We start from the raw sequence: 15,854 nt of genomic DNA on the forward strand, positions 1-15,854 counted from the left end.
CGCGTCTCCCCAAAAGGCAGACGCGACGGACAACGGACATCTCCGGAGCGTCTGGTGAGTTAACAACAACTCTCAAAAGGAGCACAAAATGACTGCGCTAAACCTGATTCCCGGCCAACTAACCCTCGCCCAACTGCGTGACGTCTATCAGCAGCCGGTGAAACTGACCCTCGACCACAGCGCCTCGGCCCAGATCGAAGCCAGCGTTGCCTGCGTGGAACAGATCCTCGCCGAGAACCGCACCGCCTACGGTATCAACACCGGTTTCGGCCTGCTGGCCTCGACCCGCATCGCCAGCGAAGACCTGGAAAACCTGCAGCGCTCGCTGGTGCTGTCCCACGCCGCCGGTGTCGGCCAGCCGATCAGCGATGAGCTGGTGCGGCTGATCATGGTGCTCAAGGTCAACAGCCTGAGCCGTGGTTTCTCGGGTATCCGTCGTGTGGTGATCGACGCGCTGATCGCGTTGATCAACGCCGAGGTGTACCCGCACATTCCATTGAAAGGCTCGGTCGGTGCGTCCGGTGACTTGGCGCCGCTGGCCCACATGTCGCTGGTGCTGTTGGGCGAAGGCAAGGCGCGCTACAAAGGCGAGTGGATGGAAGCCACCGAAGCGCTGAAAGTCGCCGGTCTTGCCCCGCTGACCCTGGCCGCGAAAGAAGGCCTGGCGCTGCTCAACGGCACTCAAGTGTCCACCGCTTTTGCCCTGCGTGGCCTGTTCGAAGGCGAAGACCTGTTCGCTGGCGCTTTGGCCCTCGGCGGCCTGACCGTTGAAGCGGTCCTGGGCTCGCGTTCGCCGTTCGACGCCCGCATCCACGCTGCCCGTGGCCAGAAAGGCCAGATCGACGCCGCCGCCGCTTATCGCGACCTGCTGGGCGAGCGCAGCGAAGTCTCCGACTCCCATGAAAACTGCGAGAAGGTACAAGACCCGTACTCCCTGCGCTGCCAGCCACAAGTCATGGGTGCCTGCCTGACTCAGTTCCGTCAGGCCGCCGAAGTACTGGCAATCGAAGCCAACGCCGTTTCCGACAACCCGTTGGTGTTCGCCGCTGAAGGTGACGTGATCTCCGGTGGCAACTTCCACGCCGAACCGGTGGCCATGGCCGCTGACAACATGGCCTTGGCCATCGCTGAAATCGGTTCCCTGAGCGAACGCCGTATCTCGCTGATGATGGACAAGCACATGTCGCAACTGCCGCCGTTCCTGGTGGCCAACGGTGGCGTGAACTCCGGCTTCATGATCGCCCAAGTGACCGCGGCGGCACTGGCCAGCGAGAACAAGGCGTTGTCCCATCCGCACTCGGTGGACAGCCTGCCGACTTCCGCCAACCAGGAAGACCACGTATCGATGGCTCCGGCGGCTGGCAAGCGTCTGTGGGAAATGGCTGAAAACACTCGCGGGATTCTCGCGGTGGAATGGTTGGCGGCCGTTCAGGGCCTGGACCTGCGCAACGGCCTGAAAACCTCGCCGAAACTGGAAAAGGCTCGGGCCATCCTGCGTAACGACGTGCCTTTCTATGAGAAGGACCGCTTCTTCGCGCCGGACATCAATGCGGCGTCTGAGCTGTTGGCCTCGCGTTGCTTGAACGAGCTGGTGACGGCGAAGTTGCTGCCTAGCCTGTAACGGCCCCTTCGCGAGCAGGCTCGCTCCCACAGGGTGCATGCCATCCAATGTGGGGGCGAGCTTGCTCGCGATTCGATTTTGCGTCGAATAACAATAATTAGGGACGAGAAATGCAACAGGCAGAAAAAGGTTTGAAACGCGGGCTCTCTGCCCGACATATTCGCTTCATGGCGCTGGGGTCGGCGATCGGCACCGGGCTGTTTTATGGATCCGCCTCGGCCATTCAAATGGCCGGGCCCGCGGTACTGCTCGCTTACCTGATCGGTGGCGCGGCGGTGTTCATGGTCATGCGCGCCCTCGGTGAGATGGCGGTGCACAACCCGGTGGCCGGCTCTTTCGGCCAGTACGCCAGCACCTACCTGGGGCCGATGGCGGGCTTCATCCTCGGTTGGACCTACGCATTCGAAATGGTCATCGTCGGCATGGCCGACGTCACTGCATTCGGTATCTACATGGGCTTCTGGTTCCCGGAGGTTTCCCGCTGGATCTGGGTGCTGGGTGTCGTTTCCATCGTCGGCGGCTTGAACCTGTGCAACGTCAAAGTCTTCGGTGAAATGGAGTTCTGGCTGTCGCTGCTCAAGGTCGCGGCCATCGTCGCGATGATCCTGGGTGGTTTCGGCATCATGCTGTTCGGCATCAGCTCGGCCCCCGGCCAAGCGACCGACATCAGCAACCTCTGGACCCAGGGCGGCTTCATGCCCAATGGCATGGGCGGTCTGATTGCTTCGTTCGCGGTGGTGATGTTTGCGTTTGGCGGTATTGAAATCATCGGCGTAACCGCAGGTGAAGCCAAAGACCCGCAGCACGTGCTACCCCGGGCGATCAATGCCGTACCGTTGCGGATTCTGCTGTTCTACGTGCTGACGATGCTGGTGCTGATGTCGATCTTTCCATGGCAGCAGATCGGCAGCCAGGGCAGCCCGTTCGTGCAGATTTTCGATAAGCTGGGCATCAGCTCGGCGGCCACCATCCTCAATATCGTGGTGATCACGGCGGCGATTTCGGCGATCAACAGTGACATCTTCGGCGCTGGCCGCATGATGTTCGGTCTGGCCCAGCAAGGGCATGCACCCAAGGGCTTCGCCCGCCTGTCGCGCAATGGCGTGCCATGGATGACGGTCGTGGTGATGAGTGCCGCGCTGTTGCTGGGCGTATTGCTGAACTACCTGATCCCGGAAAACGTGTTCCTGCTGATCGCTTCCATCGCGACCTTTGCCACGGTGTGGGTCTGGCTGATGATTCTGGTGACCCAAGTGGCCATGCGCCGGTCCATGAGCGCCGAGCAGGTGGCACAACTGAAATTCCCGGTACCGCTCTGGCCCTATGCGCCGGCGGCGGCGATTGCCTTCATGCTGTTCATCTTCGGCGTGCTGGGTTATTTCCCGGACACCCAGGCAGCGCTGATCGTCGGCGTGGTCTGGATCGTGTTGCTGGTGCTGGCTTACCTGACGTGGGTGAAACCGGCGGCGGGCCAGGCAGCCCTGGTGACGCAGGACCCTACTTTTTCTCATCGATAACCTAATGGAGGCCAAGGATGAAAACTCTCTGGCAACACTGTCACGTCGCAACCATGGCACAAGGCGTCTACTCGATCATCGAGGACGCGGCCATCGTGACGTCAGGAGCGCACATTGAGTGGATCGGCCCGCGCGGTGAGTTGCCGGCGGGCGAGTACCCGGCCGTCAATGATTTGAACGGGGCCTGGGTCACACCGGGCCTGATCGACTGCCACACTCACACGGTGTTCGGCGGTAACCGCAGCGGCGAATTCGAACAGCGCCTGCAAGGCGTCAGCTACGCGGAAATCGCCGCCAGCGGTGGCGGTATCGCCAGCACCGTGCGCGCCACCCGCGCGGCCAGCGAAGATGAACTGTTCGCCAGTGCCGCCAAGCGCCTGAAAAGCCTGATGCGTGATGGCGTCACCAGCATCGAAATCAAGTCCGGCTACGGCCTGGACCTGGCCAACGAGCGCAAGATGCTGCGCGTGGCCCGTCGCCTCGGCGCGGAACTGCCGGTCAGCGTGCGCAGCACCTGCCTGGCGGCTCATGCCCTGCCGCCGGAGTACAAGGACCGCGCTGACGACTATATCGATCACATCTGCGCCGACATGCTCCCGGCCTTGGCCGCCGAGGGATTGGTGGACGCGGTGGACGCGTTCTGCGAGTACCTGGCGTTCTCCCCGGCGCAGGTCGAGCGGGTGTTCATTACCGCCCAGAAACTGGGCCTGCCAGTGAAGCTGCACGCCGAGCAGTTGTCGTCGCTGCATGGCTCGAGCCTGGCGGCGCGTTATCACGCGTTGTCCGCCGATCACCTGGAGTTCATGACCGAGGACGACGCCATCGCCATGGCCGAGTCTGGCACGGTCGCGGTGCTGTTGCCCGGCGCCTTTTACTTCCTGCGCGAAACCCAATTGCCACCAATGGAAGCCCTGCGCAAGCACGGCGTGAAAATCGCCATCGCCAGCGACCTCAACCCCGGTACCTCGCCAGCACTGTCGTTGCGCCTGATGCTGAACATGGCTTGTACCTGCTTCCGCATGACCCCGGAAGAAGCCCTGGCCGGCGCGACGATTCATGCCGCCACCGCATTGGGCATGGCCAGCACCCATGGCTCGCTGGAAGTCGGCAAGGTCGCGGATTTCGTCGCCTGGCAAATCGATCGTCCGGCCGACCTGTGTTATTGGCTCGGCGGCGACCTGGAAAAACGCGTCGTGCGCCACGGCGTCGAATCAAGTCTGTAGGAGATCTGTTGTGGATAAGGTTCTGAACTTCAAACAAGGCCGCGTACCGCTGCTGATCAGCATGCCCCACGCTGGTGTACGCCTGACGCCTGCGGTCGAAGCCGGGTTGATCCCTGACGCGAAAAGCCTGCCGGACACCGACTGGCACATCCCGCAACTGTACGATTTCGCCGCCGAACTGGGGGCCAGCACCCTGGCCGCCGAGTACTCGCGGTTCGTCATCGACCTGAACCGGCCGTCCGACGACAAACCGTTGTACGTGGGCGCGACCACTGGCCTGTACCCGGCCACGCTGTTCGACGGCGTGCCATTGTTCCGTGAAGGGCTGGAGCCTTCGAAAGAAGAGCGGGCAACCTATCTTGAGCAAATCTGGACGCCATACCACAGCACACTGCAGCAGGAACTGGCGCGTCTCAAGGCCGAGTTCGGCTACGCGCTGCTGTTCGATGCCCACTCGATCCGCTCGATCATCCCGCACCTGTTCGACGGCAAGTTGCCGGATTTCAACCTCGGCACCTTCAACGGCGCCAGTTGCGATCCACAGCTTGCGACTCGACTGGAAGCGATCTGCGCGCTTCACGACAATTACACCCACGTGCTCAACGGGCGCTTCAAGGGCGGGCACATTACTCGCCATTACGGCAACCCGGCCGAGAACATTCACGCCGTGCAACTGGAGCTGGGGCAGTGCACCTATATGGAAGAATTCGAGCCGTTCCGTTATCGTCCGGACCTGGCGGAGCCGACGCGGGTGGTGCTCAAGGAGTTGCTGCAAGGGCTGCTGGCCTGGGGCGAGAAGCACTACGGGCATTAAGGCTTGGTGCGGTCTCTGTAGGAGCGAGCTTGCTCGCGAAAAACCAGAGAATGTCGCGGGGTGTCTGACTGGGCGCGTTACCGTTCACGATCATCGTCGGAACGCCGCCCGGAGCAAGCTCGCTCCTACAGGTTAGGCTGACAGTCGCCACCGTGCAAAACACGGTCGCCACAGGTCGCTTTCACTGCTCGTCTGCTGCGTAATGTTCTGGCCACGGTGCACTAGACACCGCCCCGACAATAATCCGCTGCCGCACGAGAATGCTCTCTATGACAAGCCCCAAAGGTCTGTTCACCCGCTGTCTCTCAATCTTCTGCGGCACCGCTCTGTTGAGCGCCGGCGCCATGGCCGCGGACAACGCTTCCTGCAAAACCGTGCGCATGGGCGTGGTCAACTGGACCGACGTGATCGCCACCAGCGGCATGGCCGATGTGCTGCTCAATGGGCTTGGCTACGAAAGCAAGCAGACCAGCGCCGTGCAGCAAATCATCTTCGCCGGCATCCGCGACAAGCGCCTGGACATCTTCCTTGGGTATTGGAAACCGGCGATGGATAAAAACATTGCACCCTTCGTGGCCGCCAATCAGGTGAAGGTCATGGATAAACCGAGCCTGGCCGATGCCCAGGCCACCCTCGCGGTCCCTGACTATGTGGCAGCGGCCGGTCTGAAAACCTTCGCCGACATCGCCAAGTTCAAGGATCAACTCGGCGGCAAGATCTACGGCATTGAGCCGGGCAGCGGCGCCAACACCACGATCAAGACCATGATCGAGACCAATCACTTTGGCCTCAAGGATTTCAAACTGATCGAGTCCGGTGAGGCCGGCATGCTCGCCGCCGTTCAGCGCGCCGTGAATCGCAAGGAGTTCGTGGTGTTCGTCGGCTGGACCCCGCATCCGATGAACATCAACATGAAAATCGCCTACCTGACCGGCAGCGAAGACGTGTACGGGCCGAATGAAGGTGCCGCAACCGTCTCCAGCGTGACTGCCCCGGATTACGCCGTGCGCTGCCCGAACGTCAATCGGCTGCTGGAAAACCTGACGTTCACCGCCGCCCAGGAAAGTCAGTTGATGGTGCCGATCATGGAGCGCCAAACGGCTCAGGATGTCGCGAAAAAATGGCTGCGTGACCATCCCGAAGACTTGCAGCGCTGGCTGGCGGGTGTCAGCAGTTTCGATGGCAAGGATGGCGTGACCACGGTTCAGGCCAGCCTGAATCACTGACAGCAAAACCTGTAGGAGCGAGCCTGCTCGCGATAGCGGTAGGACATTCAGAATTGATGTCGACTGACACGCCGCCATCGCGAGCAGGCTCGCTCCTACAGGGGGACTTCACCCACTTTCCTGAACGGGCACCAGGCTCATGGCTCCTTACCCGCTTTCCAGGCAAATGACGGCATTCGTCGACAAAACCCTGAGTTTCAACAGCACCGACAGCAGTATCACCGGGTTGCGCCAGGCCTACAGCGAGATGTGCCGGGCGTTTACTCCGGCGCGCCCCGCCGGATTGCACGTGGTCGATTTCGAGTTGGCCGGTGTTGCTGTTCGTTCCTATCAGCCACCGGTCAGCGGTGCGTCGAGCATCGTTTATCTGCATGGCGGCGGCTGGGTGGTGGGGGATCTGGATTCCCACGATTTCATCTGCGCCGAATGGGCATCGACACTCGGTGTACGGGTGATCGCCGTCGATTACCGCCGGGCACCGGAGCATCCGTTTCCCGCCGCGTTCGATGATTGCCTGAAGGTCTGGCGAGCACTGCGCACCGGGCCGTATCAACTCGACCCTGCGCGTACGCTGGTGGCCGGCGACAGTGCCGGTGGCAACCTCGCGGCGGCCTTGTGCCTGGCGCTGCGCGATGCCGGCGAACCGCTGCCGTGCGCGCAGGTTCTGATCTATCCGGGGTTGGGCGGCGATCAGCGCCTGCCGTCGCGCAGTGAGTGCATCGACGCGCCGTTACTCAGCAGCAGTGACGTTGATTGCTATCACGCGCTTTACCTGCAAGGCACCCGCCATCCGAACGCCTACGCCATGCCATTGCTCGCCACGGATTTCAGCGGACTGCCACCGGCATTGATCGCCGTGGCGCAATTCGACCCGCTGCGTGATGACGGCGTGCTGTATGCCGAGCGACTCAATGCCGCGGCCGTGGTTGCCACGCTGTATGTCGGCGAGGGCTTGGTCCATGGCTGTTTGCGGGCCCGAGGGCAGGCGGCCGAGGTCGATGCGCTGTACGAAACCTTGTTCGGATATCTGTCGGCAAAACTCTGACTCTGCACGGGCATGCTCATTGACGTAATTCGGGTTTATGATGCCGGACGGCAGAATAATAGAAGTCCCCCCAGGGATGACCTCGACCCCTTACGGAGTGCGCAATGCAGACTTTGTACCCGCAGATCAAACCCCACGCCCGGCACGATCTGGCCGTCGACGAAACCCACACCCTTTACGTCGATGAAAGCGGTTCACCGGAAGGTTTGCCGGTGGTGTTCATCCACGGCGGCCCCGGTGCCGGATGTGATGCCCAGAGTCGTTGCTTCTTCGATCCCAACCTCTATCGCATTGTCACCTTCGATCAACGCGGCTGCGGTCGCTCCACGCCCCACGCCAGCCTGGAAAACAACACCACCTGGGACCTGGTCGCCGACCTCGAGCGGATTCGCCAGCACCTGGGCATCGACAAGTGGGTGCTGTTTGGCGGCTCCTGGGGTTCGACCCTGGCGCTGGCCTATGCGCAAACCCATCCTGAGCGGGTACACGGCTTGATCCTGCGCGGGATCTTTCTCTGCCGTCCGCAGGAAATCCAATGGTTCTACCAGGCCGGCGCCAGCCGTCTGTTCCCCGATTACTGGCAGGACTACATCGCGCCGATCCCGCTGGACGAGCGCGACGACTTGCTTACCGCGTTCCACAAGCGTCTGGTCGGCAACGACCAGATCGCCCAGATGCACGCGGCCAAGGCCTGGTCCACCTGGGAAGGCCGCACCGCGACCCTGCGTCCCAACCCGCTGGTAGTCGATCGCTTCTCCGAACCACAACGTGCGTTGTCGATTGCCCGCATTGAATGCCACTACTTCAGCAACCACGCCTTCCTGGAGCAGAACCAGCTGATCCGCGACATGGGCAAGATCGCCCATTTGCCCGGCGTGATCATCCATGGTCGTTATGACGTGATCTGCCCGCTGGATAACGCCTGGGAATTGCATCAAGCCTGGCCGAACAGCGAACTGCAGGTCATCCGCGATGCCGGTCATGCCGCTTCCGAACCGGGAATTACCGACGCTCTGGTACGCGCCGCCAATCTGATGGCCCGGCGTCTGCTCGACCTGCCTCCTGAAGAAGCATGAAGGGCCTGCTGCAACGGGTGCGCGGCGCGCGAGTCGAGGTTGCGGGCGAGATCGTGGGTGCCGTCGATCAGGGATTGCTGGTGCTGGTAGCCGTCGAGCCCGACGATACGCGGGCCAGCGCCGACAAACTTCTTAATAAGCTGCTTAACTATCGGGTATTCAGTGACGCTGAGGGCAAGATGAATTTGTCCCTGGCGGATGTGGGCGGCGGGCTGCTGCTGGTCTCTCAGTTCACCCTGGCTGCCGATACCAAAAGCGGGCTGCGTCCGGGTTTCTCGACCGCGGCCCCTCCGGCGCTGGGCGAGGAACTATTCGACTATCTATTGAACAAAGCGAAACAGGTGCATGGCACTGTGGCATCAGGTAGATTCGGCGCGGATATGCAGGTGCACCTGGTCAATGATGGCCCGGTAACCTTCCTGTTACAGACCTGAAAGCGTTTGAAACAAGTTTTTACGTTCATTTCGACTGAAAACAGGGCTTTTTCGCGATAAATACTTTGTTACCCCTGATGCGTTGTAACGCGGCCTACTAGATAATCCCGCGCTACGGGGATCAGCGTTCGTTGGTCCATTTTGACTTAGGTAGAGACTTGTCCGGATCCGATTGGGGAATCATTTCGCCCCAGCGGAGTCGGAACAATGCTCGCCAACTTGGCAAGAGTGGTTTGCAAGGGCGGTTTTTTCATACCGTACACCGTGCAAGCCCTTTAACTGGCCGTTGGTTTTTTGATCTGTTTTCGGCGAGGGTTGCTCGTGATTGTTAGTCCCTGTAACGCACCAAAATTGTCTGCCAAACGGTTACGCAGCGCCCTGGTAGCGGGCTCTGCACTGCTCTGCCTGCTCAGCACCGGTCAGCTTTGGGCATTCAGTCTGGATGATGTATCGGCCAAGGCAAAAGAGCTGGCCGCGCAGAAATACGAAGCGCCGCGCAGTAACCTGCCGAACGAGTTCCGCGACATGAAGTTCGCGGACTATCAGAAAATTCGTTTTCTGACGGAAAAAGCCGAGTGGGCTGATCAGAAGACGCCGTTCAAGCTGTCCTTCTATCACCAGGGCATGCATTTCGATACGCCGGTGAAAATCAACGAAATCACCGCGAACACCGTCGACGAGATCAAGTACGACCCGAGTCGTTTCGACTTCGGCGACATGCAGTTCGATCCCAAGGCCACCGAACAACTGGGTTATGCCGGTTTCCGTGTGCTGTACCCGATCAACAAGGCCGACAAGCAAGACGAAATCATGACCATGCTCGGCGCGAGCTACTTCCGCGTCGTCGGCAAGGGTCACGTCTATGGTTTGTCCGCTCGCGGCATGGCGCTGGATACCGCCTTGCCGTCCGGCGAAGAATTCCCGCGTTTCCGCGAGTTCTGGATCCAGCAGCCAAAGCCAGGCGACAAGCACCTGGTGATCTTCGCCCTGCTGGATTCTCCGCGTGCCACCGGCGCCTATCGCCTGACCCTGCGTCCGGGCAGCGACACCATCGTCGACGTCAAGGCGCAGATGTTCCTGCGTGACAAGGTCGGCAAACTGGGTATCGCCCCGTTGACCAGCATGTACCTGTTCGGCGCGAACCAGCCGTCGAAAGTACTGAACTACCGTCGCGAGCTGCACGACTCCAGCGGTCTGGCGATCCATGCCGGCAACGGCGAGTGGATCTGGCGTCCGCTGAACAACCCGAAACACCTGGCGGTGAGTAACTTCAGCGTGGAAAACCCGCGCGGCTTCGGTCTGCTGCAACGTGGCCGCGACTTCAGCCACTACGAAGACCTCGACGACCGGTACGACAAGCGCCCAAGCGCCTGGATCGAGCCGAAGGGTGACTGGGGCAAGGGCACAGTCGACCTGGTCGAGATTCCGACCGCCGACGAAACCAACGACAACATTGTTGCCTTCTGGAACCCGGAAAAATTGCCGGAACCTGGCCAGCCACTCGATGTCGCTTATCGTATGCACTGGACCATGGATGAAGACTCGATTCACGCGCCGGACAGCGCCTGGGTCAAACAAACCCTGCGTTCCACCGGTGACGTCAAACAGTCCAACCTGATTCGTCAGCCGGACGGCAGCGTTGCCTACCTGGTGGACTTCGAAGGCCCGTCCCTGGCGGCTTTGCCGGCCGATGCGGACGTTCGCAGCCAGGTCAGCGTCGGCGACAACGCCGAGCTGGTGGAAAACAGCGTGCGCTACAACCCTGAAACCAAGGGCTGGCGCCTGACCCTGCGGATGAAGATCAAGGATCCGGGCAAGTCCACCGAGATGCGTGCCGCGCTGGTACAGAACATCGTGCCGGCGGATCTGGCCAAGACTTCGATTCCAGCGTCGAACTCGTCGGTTGCCAAGGCCGACAAGGTTGCCGCCAAGCAACAAGAGAAAGCGGACAAGGAAGCCAAGCAAGCGGAGGCCAAGCAGGCTGAAGCGAAGCCTGTTGCAGATGCCAAGGACAAGGCCAATAAAGACGCCAAGCAGCCTGTCGCTGCCGACGCGGCCCCAGCCACACCGGAATCGGCCCCGACTGAAGAAGTCCTGACCGAGACCTGGAGCTATCAGTTGCCTGCCGATGAGTAACTCTCAAGTACGGCCAGAAACTCTTTCCGAGTATCTGGCGCATCTGCCGATGACCGACCAGCAGCGCGCGGAACTCGCGGGCTGCCAGTCTTTCAGCGAATTGCATGAACGCCTGTCATCCTCGACGTTCGACGCCCCGACCGAAGCCGCCCAGGCTTCGGTGGGCAAACGCCTGACCCTGAGCACCGCCGAAGAGCTGCAGGACGCGGAAATGCTGGCGCTCGACGCCAACGGCCGGGTTTGCCTCAAGGCGACCCCGCCGATCCGGCGGACCAAGGTCGTGCCGGAGCCGTGGCGCACCAACATTCTGGTACGTGGCTGGCGTCGGATGACCGGTCGAACCAACCCGCCGAAGCCGCCGAAGGACGAACGTGTCCTGCCGGCCGCGCGCTGGCGCACCGTCGGATCGATCCGTCGCTACATTCTGTTGCTGCTGATGCTCGGCCAGACCATCGTCGCCGGCTGGTACATGAAAGGCATCATGCCGTATCAGGGCTGGTCGTTCGTCGATCTCAACGAAGTGCTGCATCAGCCACTGCTGCAAACCGCCACACAAGTGCTGCCGTATGCCTTGCAGACCAGCATCCTGATCCTGTTCGGGATTCTGTTCTGCTGGGTCTCGGCCGGTTTCTGGACCGCACTGATGGGCTTCCTCGAATTGCTCACCGGCCACGATAAATACCGTATCTCCGGTAAAAGTGCCGGCAACGAGCCGATTCCGAAGGATGCGCGCACCGCCCTGGTGATGCCGATCTGCAACGAAGACGTGCCACGGGTTTTCGCCGGTCTGCGCGCGACTTTCGAGTCGGTCGCGGCCACGGGCGACCTGGATCGCTTCGACTTCTTCGTCCTCAGCGACAGTAACGACGCTGATATCTGTGTCGCCGAGCAACAGGCCTGGCTGGACGTCTGCCGTGAAGCCGGGGGCTTCGGCAAGATCTTCTATCGTCGCCGCCGTCGTCGCGTAAAACGTAAAAGCGGCAACCTCGACGACTTCTGCCGTCGCTGGGGCGGTGACTACAAGTACATGGTCGTACTCGACGCCGACTCCGTGATGAGCGGCGAGTGCCTGACCAGTCTGGTGCGCCTGATGGAAGCCACGCCGGACGCCGGGATCATCCAGACCGCGCCACGTGCGTCGGGCATGGACACCCTGTATGCGCGCATGCAGCAGTTCGCCACTCGCGTGTATGGCCCGTTGTTCACCGCCGGTCTGCACTTCTGGCAACTGGGCGAGTCGCACTACTGGGGCCACAACGCGATCATCCGCATGAAGCCGTTCATCGACCACTGCGCCCTGGCGCCGTTGCCCGGTACAGGCGCGTTCTCCGGCTCGATCCTGTCCCACGACTTCGTTGAAGCCGCGTTGATGCGCCGTGCAGGCTGGGGCGTGTGGATTGCCTACGACTTGCCGGGCAGCTATGAAGAACTGCCGCCAAACCTGTTGGACGAACTCAAGCGTGACCGTCGCTGGTGCCACGGTAACCTGATGAACTTCCGCCTGTTCCTGGTCAAGGGCATGCACCCGGTGCACCGCGCGGTGTTCCTGACCGGCGTGATGTCCTACCTGTCGGCGCCGTTGTGGTTCTTCTTCCTGGTGCTGTCGACTGCGCTGCTGGCGGTCAACACGCTGATGGAACCGCAGTACTTCCTCGAACCGCGCCAGCTCTATCCGCTGTGGCCGCAATGGCACCCGGACAAGGCGATTGCGCTGTTCTCGACCACCATCGTGCTGCTGTTCCTGCCGAAACTGTTGAGCATCATCCTGATCTGGGCCAAGGGTGCGAAAGAGTTCGGCGGCAAGTTCAAGGTGACCCTGTCGATGCTGCTGGAGATGCTGTTCTCCATGCTGCTGGCGCCGGTGCGGATGATCTTCCACACCCGTTTCGTCCTCGCCGCATTCCTCGGCTGGGCCGCGACCTGGAACTCGCCGCAGCGTGACGATGACTCCACGCCGTGGAGCGAAGCGGTCAAGCGCCACGGTCCGCAGACCTTGCTGGGCTTCTTCTGGGCCATGCTGGTGATCTGGCTGAACCCGAGCTTCCTGTGGTGGCTGGTGCCGATCGTCGGCTCGTTGATGCTGTCGATCCCGGTGTCGGTGATCTCCAGCCGTGTCGGCCTGGGTCTGAAGTCCCGTGACGAGAGCCTGTTCCTGATTCCCGAGGAATACAATCCGCCGCAGGCCTTGCTGGCAACCGACCAGTACACCCACGAAAACCGCTGGCACGCGCTGAACGACGGCTTCGTCCGTTCGGTGGTCGATCCACAGCAGAACGCCCTGGCGTGCTCGCTGGCGACCTCCCGGCACAATCAGGCCGAGCCGATCGAATGGCTGCGGATCGAACGGGTTCGTCACGCGATGAAGGTTGGTCCGGAAGGGTTGACCAACAACGAGCGTGTGCAACTGTTGAGCGACCCGGTGGCATTGGCTCGCTTGCATGAGCAGGTCTGGAGCGAAGGCCACGCCGAGTGGCTGGGCGCCTGGCGTAAGTCGGTCAAGGCCGACCCCCATGCACCGCTGCTGCCGCTCAAGCCAATGAGCGAACAGCCTCAGTTGGCATAATAAAAAAACCCGCGAGAGCGGGTTTTTTTATGGCTTCAAAAGTTATACCGCGTCGCTCCCACAGGGGGCCGTGCCTGGCACAGGTATTGTGTTCGAGCAGGTCGGTGTGGGAGCGAGCCTGCTCGCGATGGGGTGCCACTCAAACCCTGAACTTGCCCACCAGCATCTGCAAATGTGTACCCAGTCGCGCCAGTTCAACACTGGAGGCTGCGGTCTCCTCACTGGCTGCCGACGTCTGATCCGACACATCCCGCACGTTCAGCACGCTGCGGTTGATCTCTTCGGCCACGGCGCTTTGCTGTTCGGCGGCAGCGGCGATCTGCTGGTTCATCGCCTGAATCGCCGAGACGGTGCGGGTGATGCTTTCCAGTGAGCTGCCGGCGCGGCGGGTCAGTTCGACGCTGCTGTCGGTCAGGGTGCGGCTGTTGTCCATGATGGTCGCGACTTGCTGGGTGCCGTTTTGCAGGCCGACGATCAGCTCTTCGATCTCTTCGGTGGACTTCTGGGTGCGCTGGGCCAGGCTGCGGACTTCGTCTGCGACCACGGCAAAACCACGCCCGGCTTCACCGGCACGGGCAGCCTCGATGGCCGCGTTGAGCGCCAGCAGGTTGGTTTGTTGGGCCACGGACTTGATGACGTCGAGCACGCTGCCGATCTTGTCGCTTTCACGCTGGAGTTCGCCCATGGCTTCGGTGGAGTGGCCGACTTCCTTGGCCAGGCGTTCGATCTGGGCGATGGCTTCGCCGACCACTTTGTCGCCCTCACGGGCCTGCTGGTCGGCAGCGACGGCGGCTTCAGAGGCTTCTTCGGCGTTGCGCGCAACTTCCTGCACGGTGGCGGCCATTTCGTTCATGGCAGTGGCGACCTGATCGGTCTCGACCTTCTGGCTGTTGACCCCGGCGCTGGTCTGCTCGGTGACCGCGGACAGCTCTTCAGCGGCGCTGGCGATCTGCGTGACGCCATCGCTGATGCCGCCGATCAGTTCGCGCAAGCCCTGTGTCATGCTCTGCATGGCACGCTGCAACTGGCCGAGTTCGTCGCGGCGCTGCGACGTCAGGTTGTGGGTCAGGTCGCCACCGGCGACGCGCTCGGCGACGGCCAGGGTCTGGTTCAACGGAATGATGATCTGCCGGGTGATCGCCCAGGCGGCCAGCAGGCCGAAGGCGATGGCCAGTACGGTGGCGAGGGTCAGCATGTTCTTGGCGTGGGCGGCGTCGGTGTCGCGCACGACGGTTTGCGAGACGGTGAGTTTCTGGCTCATGTCCACCAGGATGTCGCCTTGGGCAGACATGCGTACCAGGGCCTTGGCGCTGGCTACCTGAGAGTCGCGGAACTGGCTGACGGCGGCGCGATAGGCCTTCAGCGAATCAGTTGCCTGTTGCAGGTTGGCGATGTGTTCTCCAGGCAGTTTAGCCGGCAGGCTCTCGAGGTTCTTCAGAGCGTTGTCGATCGCATCGAGGGCTGGCTGTTCGGCTTCGCTCTTGCCGCTGTAGGTGTAGCCGCGAACCTGGAAACGCGCCTGCTGGATCAGCTTGCTCAGGTCGATCACGCTGTTGAACGCCGCCACGCTGTCGCCTTGCAGCATGGATTTTTCCACGTCGGCGACGCGGGCCACGGCGTTGTCGGCGGTGGCGCCGAGTTTGCTGCGGGCGTCTTCACGCTGGGCACCGGCCTGGGTCATGTCGCTGAAGGCGCGACGGAATTCGGCGACCGCGGCCAGTTGTTGATCGACCATGGCCGTATCAGCCGGTTGCTCGATCAGGCCGCGGGCGGTTTGCAGGCCGCTTTCAAGTTTGCCCAACAGATCATTGACGGCGCCGGGACCTTGTTCACCGCGACGCATCTCGTAATCCAGGCGTGCAATGCGCAGGTCCTTGGTCAGGTCGTTGAGACTGGCGATGAACCCCAGTTTATCGCCACGGCTGGTCACGCCGCTCAGGCCGCTCCAGCCGGTGAAGGTGATCAGCAGGGTCAGTAACAGCACCAGACCGAAGCCGATCTCCAGCTTGCGTTTGACGCTGACGTTTCCCAGATTCTCGGCTAGCCATTGGTACATGCTGAAACTCCCCGGACCACAATTTGGTTTTATGGGGGATGTATCGGCAGGGATGCCTGAATCTGTAGGTACTACTCGAGGTACGGGTAGGCAAAACATCCCTGTGGCGAGGGAGCTTGCTCCCGTTCGGCTGCGAAGCAGCC

Annotated in this window: 11 protein-coding genes and 1 pseudogene; 10 read left to right on the plus strand and 2 right to left on the minus strand. The window is 61.6% G+C overall.

Features of this window, described 5'->3' with window-relative positions:
• Window positions 1-88: 88 nt before the first annotated feature.
• The 10 genes from hutH to mdoH all read left to right on the plus strand — a co-directional run bounded on the left by hutH (window position 89) and on the right by mdoH (window position 13,655).
• Window positions 89-1,621 (plus strand): histidine ammonia-lyase, encoded by a 1,533-nt coding sequence (gene hutH, locus AC3ITY_RS01645; RefSeq protein WP_489307282.1) that lies wholly within the window; start codon window positions 89-91, stop codon window positions 1,619-1,621.
• A gap of 110 nt (window positions 1,622-1,731) precedes the next feature.
• Window positions 1,732-3,138, plus strand: coding sequence for an amino acid permease (locus tag AC3ITY_RS01650; RefSeq protein WP_489307284.1), 1,407 nt, complete (start codon window positions 1,732-1,734; stop codon window positions 3,136-3,138).
• Window positions 3,139-3,155: 17 nt separating this feature from the next.
• A complete protein-coding gene (hutI, locus tag AC3ITY_RS01655; protein WP_489307285.1) occupies window positions 3,156-4,361 on the plus strand; it encodes an imidazolonepropionase in 1,206 nt (401 codons plus the stop codon).
• A gap of 10 nt (window positions 4,362-4,371) precedes the next feature.
• Complete coding sequence (hutG, locus tag AC3ITY_RS01660; protein ID WP_489307287.1) at window positions 4,372-5,175, plus strand: N-formylglutamate deformylase; 804 nt, start codon at window positions 4,372-4,374, stop codon at window positions 5,173-5,175.
• Window positions 5,176-5,444: 269 nt separating this feature from the next.
• The gene (gene choX / locus AC3ITY_RS01665; RefSeq protein ID WP_489307289.1) at window positions 5,445-6,401 is read left to right on the plus strand and encodes a choline ABC transporter substrate-binding protein; all 957 of its coding nucleotides are present in this window, start codon (window positions 5,445-5,447) and stop codon (window positions 6,399-6,401) included.
• Between the two features lie 139 nt (window positions 6,402-6,540).
• A complete protein-coding gene (locus AC3ITY_RS01670; protein ID WP_489307291.1) occupies window positions 6,541-7,446 on the plus strand; it encodes an alpha/beta hydrolase in 906 nt (301 codons plus the stop codon).
• A gap of 104 nt (window positions 7,447-7,550) precedes the next feature.
• Entirely contained in the window at window positions 7,551-8,522 is a 972-nt protein-coding gene (pip, locus tag AC3ITY_RS01675; protein WP_489307292.1) for a prolyl aminopeptidase, read from the plus strand.
• Window positions 8,519-8,956, plus strand: a complete 438-nt coding sequence (gene dtd, locus AC3ITY_RS01680; protein WP_223446469.1) for a D-aminoacyl-tRNA deacylase — start codon at window positions 8,519-8,521, stop codon at window positions 8,954-8,956. Before pip ends, dtd begins: the two co-directional genes overlap by 4 nt.
• A gap of 321 nt (window positions 8,957-9,277) precedes the next feature.
• On the plus strand, window positions 9,278-11,092 hold the full coding sequence (locus tag AC3ITY_RS01685; protein WP_489307293.1) for a glucan biosynthesis protein G: 1,815 nt from the start codon (window positions 9,278-9,280) through the stop codon (window positions 11,090-11,092).
• A complete protein-coding gene (gene mdoH, locus AC3ITY_RS01690; RefSeq protein WP_489307294.1) occupies window positions 11,085-13,655 on the plus strand; it encodes a glucans biosynthesis glucosyltransferase MdoH in 2,571 nt (856 codons plus the stop codon). The genes AC3ITY_RS01685 and mdoH overlap by 8 nt, the downstream gene beginning before the upstream one ends.
• Window positions 13,656-13,794: 139 nt before the next feature.
• Here the strand turns inward: mdoH and AC3ITY_RS01695 are convergent, their stop codons facing one another.
• Window positions 13,795-14,667 (minus strand): methyl-accepting chemotaxis protein, encoded by an 873-nt coding sequence (locus tag AC3ITY_RS01695; RefSeq protein ID WP_489310753.1) that lies wholly within the window; start codon window positions 14,665-14,667, stop codon window positions 13,795-13,797.
• Window positions 14,650-15,810, minus strand: a pseudogene (locus tag AC3ITY_RS01700) (methyl-accepting chemotaxis protein); the annotation flags it as partial. The gene AC3ITY_RS01695 and the pseudogene AC3ITY_RS01700, both read right to left, overlap by 18 nt.
• Between the last annotated feature and the right edge of the window lie 44 nt (window positions 15,811-15,854).

The organism is Pseudomonas sp. GL_091 (genome assembly GCF_057837725.1).

Bases quoted from the DNA above. Each gene is read 5' to 3' on its own strand.
- hutH (WP_489307282.1), top strand. From the start codon at position 89: ATGACTGCGCTAAACCTGATTCCCGGCCAACTAACCCTCGCCCAACTG.
- AC3ITY_RS01650 (WP_489307284.1), top strand. From the start codon at position 1,732: ATGCAACAGGCAGAAAAAGGTTTGAAACGCGGGCTCTCTGCCCGACAT.
- hutI (WP_489307285.1), top strand. From the start codon at position 3,156: ATGAAAACTCTCTGGCAACACTGTCACGTCGCAACCATGGCACAAGGC.
- choX (WP_489307289.1), top strand. From the start codon at position 5,445: ATGACAAGCCCCAAAGGTCTGTTCACCCGCTGTCTCTCAATCTTCTGC.
- AC3ITY_RS01670 (WP_489307291.1), top strand. From the start codon at position 6,541: ATGGCTCCTTACCCGCTTTCCAGGCAAATGACGGCATTCGTCGACAAA.
- pip (WP_489307292.1), top strand. From the start codon at position 7,551: ATGCAGACTTTGTACCCGCAGATCAAACCCCACGCCCGGCACGATCTG.
- dtd (WP_223446469.1), top strand. From the start codon at position 8,519: ATGAAGGGCCTGCTGCAACGGGTGCGCGGCGCGCGAGTCGAGGTTGCG.
- mdoH (WP_489307294.1), top strand. From the start codon at position 11,085: ATGAGTAACTCTCAAGTACGGCCAGAAACTCTTTCCGAGTATCTGGCG.
- AC3ITY_RS01695 (WP_489310753.1), bottom strand. From the start codon at position 14,667: ATGCAGAGCATGACACAGGGCTTGCGCGAACTGATCGGCGGCATCAGC.